General features: G+C 62.8%; 14 protein-coding genes. 9 read left to right on the forward strand and 5 right to left on the reverse strand.

The window, feature by feature from the left end; genetic code table 11:
• Positions 1-118 precede the first annotated feature (118 nt).
• From ASD95_RS24935 to ASD95_RS24945, 3 genes are read left to right on the forward strand one after another with little or no spacing between them, the layout of a single operon-like run.
• Positions 119-1,291 carry an efflux RND transporter periplasmic adaptor subunit gene (locus ASD95_RS24935; RefSeq protein ID WP_056722621.1) on the forward strand — a complete coding sequence of 391 codons (1,173 nt, stop codon included), beginning with the start codon at positions 119-121 and terminating at the stop codon, positions 1,289-1,291.
• Positions 1,292-3,265: a MacB family efflux pump subunit gene (locus ASD95_RS24940; protein WP_056722623.1), complete on the forward strand. Its 1,974-nt coding sequence runs from the start codon at positions 1,292-1,294 to the stop codon at positions 3,263-3,265. It begins immediately after the preceding gene.
• 7 nt (positions 3,266-3,272) lie between these two features.
• Positions 3,273-4,664: an efflux transporter outer membrane subunit gene (locus ASD95_RS24945; protein ID WP_056722625.1), complete on the forward strand. Its 1,392-nt coding sequence runs from the start codon at positions 3,273-3,275 to the stop codon at positions 4,662-4,664.
• A gap of 84 nt (positions 4,665-4,748) precedes the next feature.
• Here the strand turns inward: ASD95_RS24945 and pvdP are convergent, their stop codons facing one another.
• Positions 4,749-6,359, reverse strand: coding sequence for a pyoverdine maturation tyrosinase PvdP (gene pvdP / locus ASD95_RS24950; RefSeq protein ID WP_056722629.1), 1,611 nt, complete (start codon positions 6,357-6,359; stop codon positions 4,749-4,751).
• 251 nt (positions 6,360-6,610) lie between these two features.
• Between pvdP and pvdM the strand changes: the two genes are divergently transcribed.
• From pvdM to ASD95_RS24975, 5 genes are all read left to right on the forward strand, one after another.
• Positions 6,611-7,960, forward strand: coding sequence for a pyoverdine-tailoring dipeptidase-like protein PvdM (gene pvdM / locus ASD95_RS24955; protein ID WP_056722631.1), 1,350 nt, complete (start codon positions 6,611-6,613; stop codon positions 7,958-7,960).
• A 31-nt stretch (positions 7,961-7,991) separates the two neighbouring features.
• Complete coding sequence (gene pvdN, locus ASD95_RS24960; RefSeq protein WP_056722632.1) at positions 7,992-9,272, forward strand: pyoverdine-tailoring periplasmic protein PvdN; 1,281 nt, start codon at positions 7,992-7,994, stop codon at positions 9,270-9,272.
• 16 nt (positions 9,273-9,288) lie between these two features.
• Positions 9,289-10,161 (forward strand): dihydropyoverdine dehydrogenase, encoded by an 873-nt coding sequence (gene pvdO, locus ASD95_RS24965; protein WP_056722634.1) that lies wholly within the window; start codon positions 9,289-9,291, stop codon positions 10,159-10,161.
• A gap of 205 nt (positions 10,162-10,366) precedes the next feature.
• Complete coding sequence (locus tag ASD95_RS24970; RefSeq protein ID WP_056722636.1) at positions 10,367-12,016, forward strand: cyclic peptide export ABC transporter; 1,650 nt, start codon at positions 10,367-10,369, stop codon at positions 12,014-12,016.
• A 126-nt stretch (positions 12,017-12,142) separates the two neighbouring features.
• Positions 12,143-14,560 carry a TonB-dependent siderophore receptor gene (locus ASD95_RS24975; RefSeq protein WP_056722637.1) on the forward strand — a complete coding sequence of 806 codons (2,418 nt, stop codon included), beginning with the start codon at positions 12,143-12,145 and terminating at the stop codon, positions 14,558-14,560.
• A 101-nt stretch (positions 14,561-14,661) separates the two neighbouring features.
• Here the strand turns inward: ASD95_RS24975 and ASD95_RS24980 are convergent, their stop codons facing one another.
• The 3 genes from ASD95_RS24980 to ASD95_RS24990 all read right to left on the reverse strand — a co-directional run bounded on the left by ASD95_RS24980 (position 14,662) and on the right by ASD95_RS24990 (position 16,382).
• Complete coding sequence (locus tag ASD95_RS24980) at positions 14,662-15,168, reverse strand: PaaI family thioesterase (RefSeq protein ID WP_056722639.1); 507 nt, start codon at positions 15,166-15,168, stop codon at positions 14,662-14,664.
• 66 nt (positions 15,169-15,234) lie between these two features.
• On the reverse strand, positions 15,235-15,771 hold the full coding sequence (locus ASD95_RS24985; protein ID WP_008049764.1) for a glyoxalase superfamily protein: 537 nt from the start codon (positions 15,769-15,771) through the stop codon (positions 15,235-15,237).
• Positions 15,772-15,935: 164 nt separating this feature from the next.
• Positions 15,936-16,382: a GNAT family N-acetyltransferase gene (locus tag ASD95_RS24990; RefSeq protein WP_056722641.1), complete on the reverse strand. Its 447-nt coding sequence runs from the start codon at positions 16,380-16,382 to the stop codon at positions 15,936-15,938.
• Positions 16,383-16,943: 561 nt separating this feature from the next.
• Here ASD95_RS24990 and ASD95_RS24995 point away from each other — a divergent pair.
• Positions 16,944-17,225 (forward strand): DUF6124 family protein, encoded by a 282-nt coding sequence (locus tag ASD95_RS24995; protein WP_056722643.1) that lies wholly within the window; start codon positions 16,944-16,946, stop codon positions 17,223-17,225.
• A gap of 161 nt (positions 17,226-17,386) precedes the next feature.
• Here the strand turns inward: ASD95_RS24995 and ASD95_RS25000 are convergent, their stop codons facing one another.
• Positions 17,387-18,352: an alpha/beta hydrolase gene (locus tag ASD95_RS25000; protein WP_056722645.1), complete on the reverse strand. Its 966-nt coding sequence runs from the start codon at positions 18,350-18,352 to the stop codon at positions 17,387-17,389.
• Positions 18,353-18,427: the final 75 nt, after the last annotated feature.

Consider the following 18,427-nt stretch of genomic DNA (forward strand, 5'->3'; position numbering starts at 1 on the left):
TCCCGTCGGGTTCATCGTTTACAGGACAGCTCCCCGTCCCTGTCCGGCCCTGCCGGCAGCGTTCAGCTATCGTCCCGCGGCTGAACGACGGGCCGATTTTCCCAGGCCGGAACCCCGCATGAAACGTCCCCGACAGACCCGACGCGCCCTGCTTGCAGCACTTTGTCTGATCCCCGTGGCTGCCGTCGCCGCCTGGCAGTTCATCCCCCCGGGCCGCGACGGGCTGGTCACCGTCCAGGTCAGCCGCGCCGACATTGAAAGCAGCGTAACGGCACTGGGCACCCTGCAACCGCGGCGCTATGTCGACGTCGGCGCCCAGGCATCCGGGCAGATCCAGAAGATCCATGTGGAAGTCGGCGATGTGGTCAAGGAAGGCCAGTTGCTGGTGGAAATCGACCCCTCCACGCAACAGGCCAAACTCGATGCCGGGCGCTTCTCCGTCGAAAACCTCAAGGCGCAGCTGCAGGAACAGCGGGCGCAACACGACCTGGCCCGGCAGAAATACCAGCGTCAACAGAACCTCGCCGCCGGCGGCGCCACCCGTGAAGAAGACGTGCAGACCGCCCAGGCCGAACTGCGCGCCACCCAGGCACGGGTCGACATGTTCCAGGCGCAGATCCGCCAGGCCGAAGCCAGCCTGCGCAGCGACCAGGCGGAGCTCGGCTACACGCGGATTTATGCGCCAATGGCCGGTACCGTAGTGGCGCTGGATGCCCGGGAAGGCCAGACCCTCAACGCCCAGCAACAAACGCCGCTGATCCTGCGCATCGCCAAGCTGTCGCCGATGACCGTGTGGGCCGAGGTCTCGGAGGCCGACATCGGCCACGTCAAACCCGGCATGCACGCCTGGTTCACCACCCTGAGCGGCGGCGCCCGGCGCTGGACCAGCACCGTGCGGCAAATCCTGCCCGTCCCGCCCAAGCCCCTGGACCAGACCAGCCAGGGCGGCGGCAGCCCCGCCAGCACCAGCAAAAGCGGGAGTGCCCGCGTGGTGCTGTACACCGTGTTGCTGGACGTCGACAACGCCGACAACGCCTTGATGGCGGAAATGACCACCCAGGTATTTTTCGTCGCCAATCAGGCGCAGAACGTACTCACCGCGCCCATCGCAGCCCTGCAGGCCGGCACGCAATCAGACCGGCAGACCGCGCAAGTAGTCGCCAGCAATGGCAGCATCGAACAGCGCAACGTGCGCACCGGCATCAGCGACCGCCTGCGGGTACAGATCCTCGACGGCCTGCAGGAGGGCGATCACCTGCTGATCGGTCCCGTCGACGGGAGTGGCGGCTGAATGCACACGCCCCTGATCGACCTTTCGGACATCCGCAAAGCCTACGGCGGCGGCGACGCGCCTGAAGTCCACGTGCTGCGCGGCATCGACCTGTCGATCCATGCCGGGGAGTTCGTGGCGATTGTCGGCGCTTCCGGTTCCGGCAAGTCGACGCTGATGAACATCCTCGGCTGCCTCGACCGCCCGACCTCGGGCGAATACCGCTTCGCCGGGGAAAACGTCGCCGCCCTGGACAGCGACGAACTGGCCTGGCTGCGGCGTGAAGCCTTCGGGTTTGTGTTCCAGGGCTACCACCTGATTCCCTCCGGTTCGGCCCAGGAAAACGTCGAGATGCCGGCGATCTACGCAGGCTTGCCCGCCGCAGAACGCCACGCCCGCGCCGCCGCCCTGCTCGACCGTCTCGGCCTGGCGTCGCGCACCGGCAACCGCCCGCACCAGCTCTCCGGCGGGCAGCAGCAACGGGTGTCGATTGCCCGCGCGCTGATGAATGGCGGCCACATCATCCTGGCCGACGAACCCACCGGCGCCCTCGACAGCCACAGCGGCGCCGAAGTCATGGCCCTGCTCGACGAACTGGCGAGCCAGGGCCATGTGGTGATCCTCATCACCCACGACCGGGAAGTGGCGGCCCGGGCCAAACGCATCATCGAAATTCGCGACGGCGAGATCATCAGCGACAGCGCCCGGGACAATCCCGCCGCGCAAAACCCGGCCAACCCCGGCGCCCTGCAAGCCGTCGATTTGCGCAGACGCCTGAGCGAAGGCGCCGAAGCCACCGGCGCCTGGAAAGGCGAATTGGTCGATGCCGTGCACGCGGCGTGGCGAGTGATGTGGATCAACAAGTTCCGCACCGCCCTGACCCTGCTCGGGATCATCATCGGTGTGGCCTCGGTGGTGGTGATGCTGGCCGTGGGCGAAGGCAGCAAGCGCCAGGTGATGGCGCAGATGGGCGCGTTCGGTTCCAACATCATTTATCTCAGCGGCTCGGCGCCCAACCCGCGCACGCCCATGGGCATCGTCACCCTCGATGAGGTCGCCGCGATTGCCAGCCTGCCCCAGGTGATGCGGATCATGCCGGTCAACGGCCAAGAGGCCGGGGTGCGTTTTGGTAACCTCGACCACTTGAGCTACGTCGGCGGCAACGACACCAACTTCCCGGCGATTTTCAACTGGCCGGTGGTCGAAGGCAGCTACTTCACCCACGCCGATGAACAGAACGCCGCGGCGGTCGCGGTGATCGGGCACAAGGTGCGGAGCAAATTGCTCAAGGACGTGACCAACCCGATCGGTCAGTACATCCTCATCGAAAACGTCCCCTTCCAGGTGGTCGGCGTGCTCGCGGAAAAAGGTGCCAGCTCCGGTGACACCGACAGCGACGACCGCATCGCCATCCCCTACTCCGCCGCCAGCGTGCGCCTGTTCGGCACCCACAATCCCGAGTACATCGCCATCGCCGCCGCCGATGCGCGCAAGGTCAAGGAGACCGAAAAAGCCATCGAGCAACTGATGCTGCGCCTGCACGACGGCAAGCACGACTTCGAACTGACCAACAACGCGGCGATGATCCAGGCCGAGGCGCGCACGCAAAACACCCTGTCGATGATGCTTGGTTCGATTGCGGCGATCTCGCTGCTGGTGGGCGGGATCGGCGTGATGAACATCATGCTCATGACCGTGCGCGAACGGACTCGCGAGATCGGTATCCGCATGGCCACCGGTGCCCGCCAGCGCGACATCCTGCGCCAGTTCCTCACCGAAGCGGTGATGCTCTCGGTGGTGGGCGGCCTCACCGGGATTGCCCTGGCGCTGATCGTCGGTGGCGTGCTGATTTTCAGCGAAGTCGCTGTCGCGTTCTCCCTGATAGCGGTGCTGGGCGCCTTCGGCTGCGCCCTGGTCACCGGTGTCGTTTTCGGCTATATGCCGGCCCGCAAGGCTGCCCGACTCGACCCGGTCACGGCCCTTACCAGTGAATGATCGATTGATGAAGCCGCCACTCAGTGTGATAACCCTGTGCCTGTTGCTCAGTGCCTGCGGCACCCCGCCCCAGCGCCCTGACAGCGGCATCCAGCCGCCAGCCGCCTGGCAATCGCCACACACCGCAGGCGCTGTCCATGACAACCAGCAATGGTGGAACCGCTTCGGCAGCCCGCAACTGGGACGCCTGATCGAACAGGCGCGGCTCGGCAGCTACGACCTGGCCGCGGCCATCGCCAGAGTACGCCAGGCCCAGGCCGACACGGTGATTGCCGGCGGCTCGCAACTGCCCGAGCTCAAGGCCGGGGTCAACGCCAATCGCCAGAAACTGCTGCGCGGCAGCGGCTACAGTCAGCTTGATGCCGACAGCGATAACGACGCCGTCGACTATTTCACGGCGAACCTGACTGCCAGCTACGAAATCGATTTCTGGGGGGGCCAGCGTGCCACTCGCGACAGTGCGCAATTCAGTCTGCAAGCCAGCGAGTTCGATCAGGCCACGGTGGAACTGACGCTGCTCAGCGGTGTGGCCAACGGCTACGCGCAAGCCTTGTCGCTGCAGGAGCAGCGCCGCATCGCCGAGTTGAATCTGGCCAACGCCAAAAGCGTGCTGAAACTGGTGCAGACTCGTTTCGATTCGGGTTCGGCCACGGCCCTGGAACTGGCGCAGCAAAAAAGCCTGGTGGCAGCGCAGCAACGCCAGCTGCCGCTGGTGCAGCAACAGGCCGAGGATGCACGAATCAACCTCGCCGCCCTGCTCGGCCGCCCGGTTCAGGCGCTGTCGTTGGGTCAGGAACGCTTCGATCAACTGACCTGGCCGGCGATTGACGCCGGGGTACCCAGCCAGTTGCTCAGTCGCCGCCCGGACATTGCCCGGGCCGAGGCGCAACTGGCCGCCGCCCAGGCCGACGTCACCGTCGCCCGGGCCGCGATGCTGCCGACCGTGACCCTCACCGCCGAAATCGGCTCCGGTGCCGACCGGGCCGACGATATCCTGCGCAGTCCCTTCTACAACCTCACCGCCGGGCTGCTCGCGCCGGTGTTCAACAACGGCCGCCTCGGCGCCCAACGCGACAAGGCCACGGCGCGCCAGGAAGAACTGCTGGAGACCTATCGCGGGGCGATCATCAACGGCTTCGCCGACGTCGAAAAAGCCCTCAACAGCATCCGCGGGCTGGATCAACAGCGCGGGTGGCAGAGTGAAGAACTGAGCCAGGCGCAGACCGCCTTCAACATCGCGCAAAGCCGTTATCAGGCCGGGGCCGAGGACTTGCTGACGGTGCTGGAGACCCAGCGCACGCTGTATGCGGCGCAGGATTTGAATGTGCAACTGCGGTTGTCGCGGATGCAGGCGAGTATTGCGCTATACAAGGCGTTGGGTGGGGGGTGGACAATATGAGAATCAAAAGATCGCAGCCTGCGGCAGCTCCTACAGGTACGCCGCATAAGCTGTAGGAGCTGCCGCAGGCTGCGATCTTTGGCTTTATGCCTTGGCCTTCAAATTGCGCGCATACCACGGTCGCTGCGGCACTTTGCGGAACAGCCCCTTCAGTTTCTTCTCGTCCTCGCCAAAGGTGATGCGCAGCGCCAGCTTCATGGTTTCCGGGTCCATTTCCACTGACTTACCCACCTGCAACCCCGGCGTGGTGCTGCAGCCATGGGTGGTTGGCCCGAGCCAGGGGTCATCGATCTCGACCCAGCGTCCCGGCGCAAACCATTGCACACCGTTAACCAGCAACCGACTGACCTGCCCCGGATGAAAACGCTCGTGGGCGCGGAACCAGTCTTCCAGGCGGTCGTCGATCCAGCCGTGGAAATACCAGAACACCGGGCTCACATGGGAAGAAAACGGGTCGCCGAGAAAATCGTTTTCCGCTGCAAACCAGCGTGCGGAAAAGTCCGAAGGATCCCGGGCGAACGGCACCGGCTGACCGTTCGACGGATCACGGGGCACCGAAGCCCAGCGCATGTGCAGCCAGTCGTGCAGGCCCAGTTCGACCTCCGAGCCGAACTGGCCGAGGGTCAGCGTCGACAGGTAACGCGGGTCGCGGTAGCGGGATTCCCAGACCTGGAAATTGCTGTGGTACGTCTCGCCAGTCTTGATGTCGCTGACCCATTGCGTGTACTCGTCATCGTCCTCGGCCAGCCAGGTCGGCGGCAGCGCAGTGCCGTCGTGGTTGTCGAAGTAACGCGCAAAGCCAGGCCGGTCCCGCGCCAGTTCCGGCTGCGGCAACGGGAAATGCGTCCAGGACGGCAGGTCCTGCATCGACCGCGCCGTGCCGAGCATGTGCCGGTGCATGAAGAAAAAGTCCACGCCCGAACCGTTGCGATCCTTGCGCTCGCCACGGGCATCGCGCTCCTGGTCCCGAGGGCCGGGCTGCCAGCCGAGCCCGCGCAAGGCGCCGCGCTGGTCTTCGGACAGCTTGTGCCACTTGTCCCGGGAGGCATGCCAGAGTTGGTGGAACAGCCGATGCTCCGGTGATACCAGCCAGGCCAGCAGTGCCTTGTTGAGGCCGGCACGCTCGCGGGCTTCAGGGAATACCCGTTTGACGGCAATGAATCGATTGTCCTGGGCCGTCAGCATCAGCGGCCGCTTCAGATCCAGCACCCGCCCACTGAGGCTGCCGCTGCCGGCGTTGCCGAAACCGGCCCAGACCTCGTCCAGGGTCATCTCGAATTCGTATTCGCAACAGCCACTGGCGCCCAGCAGACGCCAGGCCAGCTGCTTCGGGTTGGCCCCGGACAGATCGCCCAACACTCGGTAACGGGGCTCTTCGCTGGAGCGCAAACGCTCGGCGGTGTCGAGATAACCACTGAAACCGCGACCCTTGTGCCCGATGTCGAGGAACACCTCCAGGCCTTCGAGGGGCAAGCCTTCGATACCGGCGTCACGACCTTCGAAACGAATCTGCCAGACCCCGCGCAAGGTATCCGCCAAGCGTTGGCCGGGGACATCCGCCACATCGAACGAGGCTTCGCCGGGAGTGATGCTCGGGTCCGGCCTGGTCAGTTCGCGATGCCCGTAATACGCCGCAGGCACGGCGGCACCGGTCAGCGCCAGGCCCGCGAGGAACCATCGTCGAGAAATCGTCATTGCCCTACCTGTGTCAGCCATGGAGCAGGCTTTATCCAAGCTAGAACGTTTGTTGCACCGACGAATTTACGGTGCTTTGAAAGATCGCAGCCTTCGGCAGCTCCTACAGGTTTATGCCGATCCAATGTAGGAGCTGCCGCAGGCTGCGATCTTTTGGGATCAACCTAAATTCCATGGCCAGCCACTCGTTCCCCCCAGATAGCAAAGGCCCCTGCGCCTGCACCGGGGCGGCGAATCTGACTGAGACGGCAATGACCAAACCACGTTCGAAAAAGGCTCTTTTCATCGGCCTGCCGCTGGCCCTGGCGATCAGCGCGGGGGCAGGTTTCGCGGCTTGGGACTACGGGTTCAGGGACAACCCCGGCTACCCGGTCAAGGTGATGAAACAGGCCGATCAGTTGCAGGAACGCATCCTCTCGTTCGACAGCCATATCACCGTGCCCATGGACTTCGGCACCGCCGGCAACGAAGTCGACAAGGACGGCGAAGGCCAGTTCGACCTGGTCAAGACCGGGCGCGGGCGTCTGTCCGGGGCGGCGCTGACGATCTTCGGCTGGCCGGAAATCTGGAACGGCCCCAACGCCCCCCATCGCCCTACCGCCGGCTTCGTCGACGAGGCCCGACACGAGCAGGAAACCCGCTACAAGATCATCAGCGCCATGGTGCGCGACTTCCCCAACCAGGTGGCCATCGCCTACACCCCCGACGACTTCCGTCGCCTGCACGGCGAAGGCAAGTTCGCGGTGTTCATCAGCATGCTCAATGCCTACCCGCTGGGCAACGACCTCAACGCCCTGGACAAGTGGGCAGCGCGCGGCATGCGCATGTTCGGCTTCAGCTACGTAGGCAACAACGCCTGGGCCGACTCGTCGCGGCCGCTGCCGTTCTTCAACGATTCGCGGGATGCCCTGGGCGGGCTGTCGGACATCGGCAAGCAAGCGGTGCATCGCCTCAACGACCTGGGCGTGATCATCGATGTGTCGCAGATGTCGACCAAGGCCCTGGAGCAAGTGGCGCAACTGAGCCGCACGCCGATGGTCGCCTCCCACTCGGCGCCGCGTGCCCTGGTGGACATCCCGCGCAACCTCAGCGACCCGGAAATGCAGCTGATCAAGAACAGCGGCGGCGTGGTGCAGATTGTCGGCTTCCCGACCTACATCCGCCCGCTGAGCCAGGCCACCCAGGACAAGCTCAACGCCCTGCGCGCCCGCTTCGACCTGCAACCGCTGCAAGGCCTGGAGATGGCCCTGATGCCCGGCGACCCGGTGATCACCGTCTGGCCCGAGCAGCGCTTCGGCGAGTACGCCAGCCAGCTCTATTCAATCCTCGACGAAGAACCCAAGGCCACCCTCAAGGACTACGGCGATGCGATCGACTACACAGTGAAAAAAATCGGCATCGACCACGTCGGCATCAGTTCCGACTTCAACGACGGCGGCGGCCTCGATGGCTGGAAAGACGTCAGCGAGGCCCGCAACGTGACCGCCGAACTGATCAGCCGCGGCTACAGCGAAGCCGACATCGCCAAGCTTTGGGGCGGCAACTTCCTGCGGGTCTGGGACCAGGTGCAGAAGTCCTCCCAGCCTGTGGTCCAGAACTGATTTTCATCTATTGCCAAAGCGAACCGAATCCATGACCAACCGTCGTTCATTCTTAAAGCAGGCCGGCATCCTCGCGGCCGGCCTTCCCTTGGCCTGCGCTGTGAGCCTGCCGGCACGGGCCGCCAGCTCCGCGCCACTGCCCAAGGACAAATGGGACCAGTTGCGCCAACTCTTCACCCAAGACCCGAATTACCTGCACTTCGCCAACTTCCTGGTGACCTCGCATCCGCTGCCTGTGCGTGAAGCCATCGAGATGCACCGCGCCAACCTCGATCGCAACCCGGGCCTGGCCATGGATTGGCATCGCGGCGAAACCGAACGCCGCGAAGAAGAGGTGCGCGTGTGGGCCGGCCGGTACCTGAAGGCCAAGCCGTCACAGATCGCCCTGACCGGCAGCACCACCGAAGGCCTGGCGATGATCTATGCCGGCATCCACGTGCGCCCGGACCAGGAGATCCTCACCAGCGAACACGAGCACTACGCCGCCAACAGCGTGTTCGAATACCGCACCCGGAAGGACGGCACCCAGGTTCGCAAGATCAAGTTGTTCGAAGACCCGTACAAGGTCTCGACCGCCGAAGTGCTGGCCGCGATTGAACGCAACATCCGCCCCGAAACCCGCGTCCTGGGCATGACCTGGGTGCATTCCGGCAGCGGCGTGAAATTGCCCATCGGCGAGATCGGCAAACTGGTTGAAGAGAAAAACCGTGGCCGCGCCGACAAGGACCGCATCCTCTACGTGATCGATGGCGTCCACGGCTTCGGCGTAGAGAACGTCGATTTCCCGGACATGCACTGCGATTTCTTCATTGCCGGCACCCACAAATGGATGTTCGGCCCACGGGGCACCGGGATCATCTGCGCCCGCTCCGACGAGCTCAAGGACGTGACCCCGACCATCCCGACCTTCTCCGAAGCCACCCAGTTCTCCACGGTGATGACCTACGGCGGCTACCACTCGTTCGAACACCGCTGGGCGCTGACCGAGGCCTTCAAATTGCACCTGGAACTGGGCAAGGCCGAGGTCGCGACGCGCATTCATGCCATCAACAGCTACCTGAAAAAACGCTTGCAGGCACACCCGTCGGTGGAGCTGGTCACGCCACTGTCGCCGGAGTATTCCGCCGGTTTCACCTTCTTCCGCATCAAGAACCGGGACTGCGAAGCAGTTGCCAATTACCTGATGGATCAGCGTGTGGTGTGCGATGCCGTGGACCGTGATGTCGGGCCGATCATTCGTGTGTCACCGGGGCTACTCAATACCCAAGCGCACATCGACCGCCTGATGGAACTGCTGGCCAACCAGGTCTGACTGAGCGAGAGCCATTATGAAAAGCACCCTGAAAAAACTCGGCACCCTGACGCTGTTGGCCGTGCTCGGCAGCGCCTTGCCCGGCCTCGCCCAGGCCTACACCGCGCCCTTGCCCGGCAAGGTCTTCAAGGATTGCCGTAACTGCCCGGAAATGGTGGTGTTGCCCGCCGGCACCTTCACCATGGGCACCCCGGACGACGAAGTCGGCCGCGAACCTGATGAAGGCCCGATGCATGAGGTGACGTTCGACAAACCCTTTGCCATGAGCCGCTACCAGATCACCGCCGGCGAATGGGCCCAATACATGAAGGAAACCGGGATCACCCTGCCCGATGGCGACACCCGCCCCGGCCGCGAGTGCATCAACGGCAAGCCACGTTATCCACAGGGCCCGCGTCAGCCGGCGGTGTGCATGAACTTCGCCGAGGTCAGTGCCTACGTCGCCTGGCTGTCAATGAAGACCGGCCAACACTACCACATCGTCAGCGAGGCCCAGCGCGAGTACGCCGCCCGTGCCGGGTCAAAGGGAGCGTTCCCCTTCCCGTTCGACCCCGGCACCGAGTACAGCATCGCCACACACGCCAACACCTACGGCCCCACCGATGGCTACAGCTATTCCTCACCCGTGGGCAGCTATCCGGCGAATGCCTTCGGCCTGTACGACATGCACGGCAATGTCTACGAGTGGATCGCCGATTGCTATCACCCGGACTATGTCGGTGCGCCCACCGATGGCAGCGCCTGGACCGAACCGAACTGCGACACCCTGCGCATCCGTGGCAACGACTGGGGCGAGGCGCCTGTGTTTTCCCGCTCGGGCAACCGCAATGACATCGACCCGCAAACCCGTGGCGACTGGATCGGTTTCCGTGTAGTGCGCACGCTCTAATCCCCACCAACCCTTGTGGGAGCGGCGGTGCGGCGATCCGACTTGCTCGCGAAGGCGTCGTGTCAGTCAACATCAAGTTTTCTGATCCACCGCTTTCGCGAGCAAGCTCGCTCCCACAGGTTTTGCATCGTCCACCCTTTAAATTAAGCCCTCCATCAGACGTTCTACTGGGTATCTGCCTCAAGACCCAAGGAACCCTCTGCTCATGACCCAGCCAACGCGCGGTGCAATTCATGAATTGTTCACCCTCCTCAAACCGTTCCGGCTCGTCGTCAGTCTGTCGATCCTCCTGGGCATGGTGGGTGGCCTGAGCGTCACGGTGTTGCTGGCCACGATCAACAACGCGCTGCACTCGGCCGATGGCCTGACCCAAGGCGTGGTCGCGCTGTTCGGCGGCCTGTGCCTGCTGGCCCTGGGCAGCTCGATCTGTTCGGACATCGGCACCAACTACGTCGGCCAGCACATCATTGCCCGGCTGCGCAAAGAACTTGGGGAAAAGGTGCTTTCAGCGCCCATCGAGCAGATCGAGCGCTACCGCAGCCACCGCTTGATCCCGGTGCTGACCCACGACGTCGACACCATCAGCGATTTCGCCTTCGCCTTCGCGCCGCTGGCGATTTCCCTGACCGTGACCCTTGGCTGCATGGGTTACCTGGCGATGCTGTCGTGGCCGATGTTCCTGATGATGGTGCTGGCGATTGCCATCGGCACCGGCATCCAGTTCTTCGCCCAGGGCAAGGGCATCCAGGGTTTCATGGCCGCCCGCGACGCCGAGGACGATCTGCAAAAGCACTACAACGCCATTGCCGGCGGCGCCAAGGAGTTGCGCATCCACCGCCCGCGCCGTCAGCGCATGTTCGTCAAGGGCATCCAGGGCACCGCCGATTTCATCTGTAACACCCAGGTGCGTTCGATCAACACCTTCGTGATCGCCAAGACCCTGGGCTCGATGCTGTTCTTCGTGGTGATCGGCCTGGCACTGGCCCTGCAATCGTTCTGGCCCAGCGCCGACCAGGCGGTGATGAGCGGCTTCGTGCTGGTGCTGCTGTACATGAAAGGCCCGATCGAGCATCTGGTCAGCACCTTGCCGATCGTCAGCCGGGCACGCATTGCCTTTCGCCGCATTGCCGAACTGTCGAGCCAGTTTTCCTCCCCCGAGCCGCACCTGCTGCTCAACGACAAAGGCACCCCGCCGACCGTGGTCAACCGCCTGCAACTGGACCACGTCAGCTACGCCTTCCCCGCCGCACCGGGCAGTGACGCGTTTCGCCTGGGCCCGGTGAACCTGACCATCGAGCAAGGCGAGATCATTTTCATCGTCGGTGAAAACGGCTGCGGCAAGACCACCCTGATCAAGTTGCTGCTGGGCCTCTACGCGCCGCAACAGGGTTCGATCCTGCTCAACGGCCAAGGCATCGACGCGCACAATCGCGACGACTACCGCCAATTGTTCACCACGATCTTTGCCGATTACTACCTGTTCGATGACGTGGTCCAGGGCGACCAGCACATCCCCGAAGATGCCAACCAATACCTGCAACGGCTGGAGATCGCGCACAAGGTCAGCGTCAGGGACGGCAGCTTCACCACCACCGACCTGTCCACCGGCCAGCGCAAGCGCCTGGCGCTGGTCAATGCCTGGCTGGAAGAACGCCCGGTGCTGGTGTTCGACGAATGGGCCGCCGACCAGGACCCGACCTTCCGCCGCATCTTCTACACCGAGCTGCTGCCCGACCTCAAACGCCTGGGCAAGACCATCATCGTCATCTCCCACGACGACCGCTATTTCGACATGGCCGATCAACTGGTGCGCATGGAATCGGGGCGGGTCGTCACCGAGCGCGCAACCGCCTGAGTGCCGTTGCCCCACGCAAATCATTGTTTTTTAGAGTTTGTTTTCCGGTTTATGCAACGTGGTCCGTCTAATAATAATTATCATTAACTAAAAAACTGCACACACCCTTCTGGAGCGATTCGAGCAATGCAAAGCCTTACTCTGTCCCGCGCCCCCTTGGCCTTAGCCATCGAACGGCAAAAGAAACTCCGAACGGTCGTGCCGGGCGCGTTGCTGACCCTGTTGCTGCTGGGTACGTCCCAGGTCGAGGCAGCCCCGGTGAACGTCAATGTACCGGCTCAGTCGCTGGCCAGCGCATTGCGCCAACTGGGCCAGCAGACCAATCTGCAGATTCTCTACAGCCAGGACATGGTCAACGGCATCAAGTCCACGGCGGTGTCCGGCAACATGGAACCGGAACAGGCACTGAAAACCTTGCTGCTGGGGAGCGGCATCAATTTTCAGTTGAATGGCAACACCGTATCGCTGGTGCCATCGGCCGGTGACTCCAGTGCACTGCAACTGGGTGCGACGTCCATCACCGGCGTGGCGCTGGGGCCGACCACCGAAGGCTCGCACTCCTACACCAGCGATGAAGTGACCATCGGCAAAGGCAACATCAAGCTCAAGGACATCCCGCAGTCGGTGTCCGTCGTCACGCGCCAGCGCATGGACGACCAGAACCTCAACAGCTTGCAGGACGCCATGCGCCAGGTCACCGGCGTGACCATCAAGACCTACAACTCCGGCTCCAGCCTCAACGACGTCTATATGCGGGGCTTCCTCGTCGACCAGGTGCAGGTCGACGGCGTCTCGCAGCCCACCGGCCAGGGCGACATGGCCACCAGCTTCGACCTGGCGATGTACGACCGCATCGAAGTGCTGCGCGGCCCGTCGGGCCTGTACCAGGGCGCGGGCGAACCCGGCGGTACGATCAACGTGGTGCGCAAGCGCGCCCTGAGCAAATTCGCCCTCGGTGGCGAACTGGCCGCCGGCTCCTACGATCGCTACCGTTCTTCGGTGGACGTCACCGGCCCGTTGAACGAACAGGGCACCGTGCGCGGTCGTTTCATCACCGCCTACGAGAACAACCAGTCCTTCGTCGACTACGCGCAGAACGAACGCCCGATGGTCTACGGTCGCCTGGAATTCGACCTCGACCCGGCCACCACCCTGTCGGTCGGTGGCGCTTACCAGAAGAACAACTCTACCCCGGCCTTCGGCCTGCCGGCCTACGCCGACGGCTCATTGCTCGACGTGCCGCGCTCGACCTTCGTCGATGCCAAGTGGAACACCCTCAACGAAAAAGTCTGGGAGTCCTTCGCCGAACTCGACCACGAACTGGACAACGGCGGTCAGTTCAAGACCACCCTGACCTACCGCGACGCCGAAACCCCGGAGCGTAACTTCACCTGGGCCGACGGCGCGGTCGACCCGGCCACCGGTGACAGCTGGGCCGTGGCCTACGACTACTACACCCACATCAAGACCGTCGGCGTCGACAGCTTCGTCACCACGCCGTTCGAGTTCGCCGATCGCCGCCACGAGTTCACCGTGGGCGCCGAATACCAGCACCTGGACAAGGACTTCACCTACGGCGGCGGCGAGTACTTCCCGATCAACGTGTTCAATCCGGACAGCATCGACATTCCCCGCAACGACTATGCCCACGTCAACGGCAACTGGTCCAAGTCCGATCAGTACGGCGTCTACACCCGCGCCAAGATCAACGTCACCGACTGGCTCGATGTCATCGGCGGCAGCCGCGTCACCTGGTACGAAAGCGATGCGAAGAACGCCAACGCCTTCTTCAACAACTTCGGCGAAGCCCACACCAGCATCAACCGCAAGGTCGTGCCGTACGGCGCCATCATCGGCAAGATCACCCCTGAACTGTCGACCTACTTCAGCTACACCGGCGTGTTCAAACCGCAGAGCGAAATCGGCACAAACGGCGAGCCGGTCGGCCCGCGCGAAGGCAAGCAGTACGAAATCGGCCTCAAGCGCGAGTTCTACGACGGTCGCCTGAACGCCAGCATCGCCGCCTTTCGCATCTACGATGAAAACCGCGCCGAATACGACAACAACTCCGGTGCCTACATGACCGAAGGCAAGGCCCGCAGCCAGGGCTGGGAAACCGAGTTGAGCGGCAACCTGACCGACAACTGGAGCATCGTCACCGGTTACGCCTTCACCTCCACCAAGTTCCTGGACGGCGATCAGGCCAACAAAGGCAAGACCTTCAGCACCATCACACCCAAGCACAACTACAACCTGTGGACCAAGTACGAGTTCACCGACGGTGCGCTCAAGGACTTCAGCGTCGCCGGTGGCGTGCGTGTGGTCAGCGACACCTACTACCAGCGTGACGTGAAGTTCAAACAAGGCGGCTATGCCGTGACCTCGGCCCAGGTCGGCTACAAGTTCAACGAACACCTGTCGTCGACACTGACCGCCAACAACCTGTTCGACCGCAAGTACTACGACCGCGTCGACGCCTCCTGGGGCACCAACTTCTACGGCGACCCGCGCACCCTGACCCTGAGCTTGCGCGCGCAGTATTGATTGCCGGCAGCCTCAACAGCCACACCCCACCCGGGCCGCTTGCGGCCCGGTGCTGATTCGCTGACGAACCGCAAAGGTAATGCGTGTTTGTTGCGCCGGCTTCAGGAGTCGACCTTGCGCTCGTGCGCGGCGGTCCTGAGTTGCTCGGTATCGACGCGGACAAACGTGGAGTCCCCGACAGCGGTCAGGACATCCCCGGCGAAGATCTCGCAGATGACCCGGCTTTTGCGCCCGACCTCCCCCTCGACTCTGGCACGCAGTGTCAGGGGGACACCCATCGGGGTGGGCTTTATGTACTTGATGCCCAGGTTACCGGTGACGCAAGTGATGTGGGGCAAGCTGCCCACCTCGCGTTGCTCTGCCCGGTAGTGATAAGCCATCGCCGCCCAGTTGGAGTGGCAATCGACCAGCATCGCGATCAAACCGCCGTAAACCAGCCCCGGCCAACCGCAGTACTTTTCATCCGGCATATGCTGCGCCATGACATGCACCCCGTCTTCATGCCAGAAGCTCTTGATGTGCAGCCCGTGCGGGTTCTGGCTGCCGCAGCCATAACAAACGCCTTCAGGCGCGGCGAGGTCTTGAAGCGAAGTGTCCTGCGTGGTCATACCGTGTTCATCCTTATTACCGGGTGGTTGAAAGCGGACCGGGTCACCCCGGCCCGCAGCGCCTGATCAATATTGGCAGAAGCGAATCCGGTTGCCGAACGGGTCGTAGACTTGCAGCTCTTTGCCCCAGCCCTGCTGGACAATATCAGGGCGTCCATACCCGTAGCGCTTGCCCTGCAATTCGTCCCTGAGCAGTTCGATGTTTTGCATGGGCACGAACACCGTCGAGCCCGGGCTGGCATCACCGTGATGCTCGGAAAGGTGCAGTTGCAGGCCGTCGCGACTGATGCCCAGGTACAGCGGCAGATCAGCCTCGAAACGATGCTCGAACTCGACGCTGAACCCGAGGAAATCCAGATAGAACTCGCGCGCCTTGGCTTCGTCGAAACTGCGCAGAATTGGAATGGGTTTGTCGAAAGTCACAGCAGGCGTGGACGGCGTACTTGCCTGGGAAAGCATCGCCGACGCGGTGTTCCAGTCCTTGTAGCCCAGTTGTTGCGCGACCAGTTCCAGCGCGGTGGAATGGGTCACCGCCTGATTGCGCTCCTCCAGCGAGGCGCGCAACTGTTTGGCCATTTGCTTGGCTTGCTCGATTGAAAACATGACTGCTCCTGTAGCCGAGATGCCTTGGTGCTCGCATTGCCAAACCTCGACCGTCAAGAGAGGCGACAGGGTTCGTACAAGAAGGAGATGCTTTCACCTTTCCCAACGGGAGCGAGCGGCGGGCAGCATCGGGCCGAGGCCGATCATACATAGCCACTGCCGAGTTATGAAGTGGGCTTCACATGTGTCGCATAATCATCCTGGATCGGCTGGAACCCGCAGCGCAGGTAAAAGGCAGCGCCCTCGGGGGTGTCCGTGGACAGTCGCACACTGCGAAAATGCCCGGACGCCAAATCCAGAAGCTGCTGCACCAGCGCTTTACCCACGTTCTGGCCCCTTGATGCACGGGCGACGTACACCCGCCGTAATCTCCCTACGCCGGGTTCGGAAAATGGATCGGATGAAAGACCTCCAACGGCTATCAGCCGCCCGTTGTAAAACACCCCCAACAGGCACTCACCCTGCTCATCGAATCGATTGGCGCCGCTTTCCCATTCCGCAATCAATCGGGTGAGGAACCTGAAGCCTTCTGCAACGGCCTGCGCTTCCAGCTCGCGGATTTGCGGTGCGAGCCCAGAGATTTTACATATCACCCATTCGTCCATTGACATTGCGTTTTGACTCGATGAGGGCTCGCATAATGACCTCCAGAGCCGCTGCCGTCATTGGCAATGATGAATGTGGGTTAGCCGACCATTGCGTCGCGTCAGATCGTAAGGGCTGTACTTCCGAGGGCCAACCGCAAACTCTCGTAGGATTCTTCCTGCCGACTCCGAGGATTCCAACGCTCTCTGACAAGGCATGACAGCAGGTTAAAAACCACTCGATAGCGCCTGTTTAAGCGGCCTACAGGTTACTTCGTGAAAGCCACAACGCCTTGCGTCGTTGCCTACAGGTACGCCAGAATCCGCCGGCTTGTGCGCCTTGGGGGTCGTCGGTAACTTGAGCCCGTCACTGATTGTCAGTGATCGGGTTTAGTAGCCCGTGGTTACTCAAGGCGCATAGCCCATCAAACAGTCAGGTATCCCATCCCTGCACTTTATGGTGGCTGTGTGCAGGGCGCCCTCGGGCGCGCCGGCTCCTTGGGTCCCCGGTCTACTAACCTGCGCACAGCTACCACCCTTCTTATTAGTAGAGAAGCGGTGGTAGCTCATACTTACAGGACCCAAATCATGTTCAAAGTTACTCCGAATCCGCCGGACTCCGAGCCGGGCGCCAACATCATGGCCACCCCGCGCACACCCAGCACCATGTTCATCGTGAACCCCGAACTCAGTACCGAAACCCTGCTGGTGCATGCCTGCGAATCGCTGGCGTCGGCCAATGTCATGGCCAACGATCTGGTGGATCATCTGGAGGGGACAAGCCGCAATGCGCTGCTGGGGATTGCGCAGGTGATCATGTTGGGGGAACTGGCGGTGAATCGGGCGCTGGATCGGCTTGATCCGCCCTGACCACAATTTCCAGATCACCGATGGCCTGTGGGAGCGAGCTTGCTCGCGATGGCGGCGGCAAATTCAACATTGATGTGTTAGATACACCGCTATCGCGAGCAAGCTCGCTCCCACAGGGATTGCATTTAACTGATCGGCATCCGTACTCCCCTCACAGTGAATCAGGCCAGGCTCTCGCTGATCTGCGCCGCCAGTTGCGCCAGCATCCCCGGCACTTCCTGGACCATCTCGCCCATGCGCGCAAAGTCGTGGGTCATGCCGGCCTTTACCTCCAGCACCAAGGGTTGCCCCGCGGCACGCAGTTTCTCGGCCCAGGCCAGGCCTTCGTCGAGCAACGGGTCGTACTCGGCCAGCCACAGCACCGTCGGCGTCAGCCTTTGCAAACGCTCGGCGTACAGCGGTGAAAAACGCCAGTCGGCGCGGTCGGCCTCGCTGCGTTGGTACTGCTGGTAAAACCATTCCAGCGTGGTGGCTTCCAGCAGATAGCCTTCGGCGAACCGCGTAAGAGACGGGCGCTTTTTTACCGCGTCGATCACCGGGTACAGCAACACTTGCAGGCGCGGCACCAGCGGCCAGCCCAATGGGTCCCGGGCAATGGCGATACACAGCGACGCCACCAGGCTGCCGCCGACGCTGTCCCCCGCCAGCGCAATGCGCCTCGCGTCCAGCCCCAACGCCTTGGCTCCGGTGATGGCCAGCCAACGGGTGATGTCTTCGGCATCGTTGTAAGCGGTGGGAAAACGGTGTTCCGGCGCCAGGCGATAGTCCGCCGACAACACGACAAACTCCCCCGCCAACGCAAGGCGCCGGCACAGGGTGTCGTGGGAATCGAGGCTGCCCACCACGTAGCCGCCGCCATGCAAGTACAACAACACCGGGCGCGACTCACTGCCCGGTTGTGGTTTGGCGTACAGCCGCGCGTTGAGCAAATGCCCGTCCCGCGCCGCTATGCTGACCGCCGTCACCGTCAACGTGCCCGTCGGGGCCGCATCGAGCAATTGCGAAGTCTGTTCGAACTGCTGCCGCGCTTCTCCGGGGCTCAGCTCATGCATGGGTTGGCTTTTGCCGCTGAGGCGGCCGAACTCGGCCAGCTCTAGAAATCCCTCGATGTCCGGGTGCAGTGCCATGGGCGGTAGTCTCCAAAAATAAAAAGCTCGCCCAATAAACGAACCGTGAGGACCGTTCATTAGGGCGAGCCTGTT

The sequence above is a fragment of the Pseudomonas sp. Root71 genome, assembly GCF_001429045.1.
In the GTDB taxonomy this organism is placed as follows: Bacteria; Pseudomonadota; Gammaproteobacteria; order Pseudomonadales; family Pseudomonadaceae; genus Aquipseudomonas; species Aquipseudomonas monachiensis.